1 protein-coding gene and 1 pseudogene are annotated in these 2481 nt (G+C 60.9%); both read left to right on the top strand.

Translation table 11 applies throughout. From position 1 onward, the window contains the following. The first annotated feature begins 111 nt into the window (after positions 1–111). Positions 112–1677: pseudogene (gene istA / locus BJF91_RS00040) on the top strand (IS21 family transposase). After that, positions 1610–2344 carry an IS21-like element helper ATPase IstB gene (istB, locus tag BJF91_RS00035; protein ID WP_075612457.1) on the top strand — a complete coding sequence of 245 codons (735 nt, stop codon included), beginning with the start codon at positions 1610–1612 and terminating at the stop codon, positions 2342–2344. Before istA ends, istB begins: the two are co-directional and overlap by 68 nt. Positions 2345–2481 lie beyond the last annotated feature (137 nt).

Genomic DNA, 2481 nt, shown 5'->3' with positions numbered 1-2481 from the left:
TGTGTTTCGGCGTGCAAAATTGACCCCATTAGCGGGGTGATCGGCGTCCAATTTTGACCCCCTTCGGATTTATCTGACCATCCGTTTTTTTGACGGCGGATGGAGAGGGAGTTGAAGCGAGTGGATACGATTGCGCGCGTCCGGCGGGCCTTCCATGTTCAAGGCTGGTCGATGAAGAAGATCGCCCGTGAACTGCATGTTTCCCGCAATACGGTCCGCAAGATATTGCGCACCGACGAGACCGACTTCTCCTACGAGCGTGAGCGACAACCTTTGCCGAAGACAGGGGTCTGGAAGGCGGAGATCGAGCGGTTTCTCACCACGAATGAAGGCAGGCCATCGCGGGAACGGCTGACGCTGATCCGGATTTACGAGGAGCTTCGCGCACTCGGATATGACGGCAGCTATGATGCGATCCGCCGCTACGCCAAGGGTTGGGCGAAGAACCGGGGATCAGCAACGGCGCAGGCCTATTGCCGCTCTATTATGCACCCGGTGAAGCCTATCAGTTCGACTGGAGCCACGAGATCGTGCTGATCAACGGCACGACGACGACCGTGAAGGTTGCCCATGTCCGGCTCTGTCATAGCCGCATGATGTTTGCCCGCGCCTATATGCGCGAGAGCCAGGAGATGGTGTTCGACGCCCACGACAAGGCGTTTGCTTTCTTCCGTGGCACCTGCACGCGCGGTATTTACGACAACATGAAGACGGCGGTTGAGGCGGTGTTCGTCGGCAAAGAGCGGCTATACAATCGCCGCTTCCTGCAGATGTGCAGCCATTACCTCGTTCAGCCTGCCGCCTGCACGCCTGCCTCCGGCTGGGAGAAGGGCCAGGTCGAGAACCAGGTGGGTCTCGTGCGCGAGCGCTTCTTCACGCCGCGCCTAAGAGTCAAAAGCCTTGAGGAATTGAACGTCTGGCTGCTCGACAAATGCGTCGCCTATGCCAAGGCGCACAACCATCCGGAACAGGCCGACCAGACGATCTGGCAGATGTTCGAGGCCGAGCGCGGCAGTCTCGTTCCCTATGTCGGTCCGTTCGACGGCTTTCACTGCGTTCCGGCCTCGGTGTCCAAGACCTGCACGGTCCGTTTCGACAATAACAAATACTCGGTCCTCTCAACGGCAGTCGGCCGCCCGGTCGAAGTCCACGCCTATGCCGAGCGGATTGTCGTCAAGCAGGATGGGACGGTCATCGCCGAACATCGGCGCAGCTTCGGACGCGGCGAGACGGTCTATGATCCCTGGCATTATGTGCCTGTCCTGGCGCGCAAACCCGGCGCTCTTCGCAATGGCGCGCCGTTCCGCGACTGGGTAATGCCGGCGGCAATGGAGAAGGTCCGCAAGCGATTGAAGACAGTCGAAGACGGCGATCGGCAAATGGTCACCATTCTCGGCTGCGTGCCGGGCGACGGGATCACGGCCGTTGAGGCCGCCTGCCAGGAGGCGCTTGATCAGGGTGTCTGCTCGGCTGCCGTCATCCTCAACATTCTGGCGCGACGTCGCGACCCTGCTCCGTCTGCGCCTCTACAAATCCCCGATGCACTGCGCCTGACCCATGAGCCGGTCGCCGATTGCGCACGCTATGACAGCCTCAGGAGGGCAAGCTGATGGAACGCACACAGGTTCTGGAATTGATGAGCGCCTTGAAGCTCTACGGCATGCGCAGCGCCTATGACGAGGTCATGGGCAACGGCATCAAGCGCCAGCATGAACCGCCGCGTATCGTTGGCGATCTTCTGCAGTCCGAGATCGCCGAGAAGCAGGCCCGCTCCATCCGCTACCAGCTCAGCATCGCCAAGCTGCCGCTCGCAAAAGACATCGACGACTTCGACTTCGCCAACACACCCGTCAACGAAGGCCTTGTCCGCGACCTGGCTACCGGAGCCTTCGTTACCGATCAGCGCAATGTCGTTCTCGTCGGCGGCACGGGCACCGGCAAGAGCCACCTGGCCATCGCGATCGCACGCGCTCTCATCCGCAACGGCACACGCGGGCGCTTCTACAATGTCGTCGACTTGGTCAATCGGCTGGAGACGGAGACGCGCAGCGGCAAGCAGGGCCGGACGGCCGACTACCTCAACCGCCTCGACTTCATTATCCTCGACGAACTCGGATACCTGCCCTTCGCCCAGGCCGGCGGCCAGCTTCTATTCCATCTGATCAGCAGGCTTTACGAGCGGACCTCGATCATCGTCACCACCAACCTCGCATTCGGCGAATGGCCCACCGTCTTCGGCGACGCCAAGATGACCACCGCGCTGCTCGACAGGCTCACTCATCATTGCGAGATCGTCGAAACCGGCAACGAGTCCTGGCGATTCAAAAACCGCTCTCAAAGCTAAAGCCGAAGAGCCCCATCACCCGCACCTGGTTCGCCCTCTGCAACCCCGGCCAGCGCCGGGCGACCCAGGTGCTGATCGTCAACATGGGGGTCAATATTGGACGCCGATAGGGGGTTAACTTTCCGCGCCGATTGACA

Source organism: Gillisella taibaishanensis (assembly GCF_001938985.1).
Lineage (GTDB): Bacteria > Pseudomonadota > Alphaproteobacteria > Rhizobiales > Rhizobiaceae > Allorhizobium > Allorhizobium taibaishanense.
Note: the sequence above shows the minus strand (reverse complement) of the source record. Positions and strands in the feature narration are given on the sequence as shown.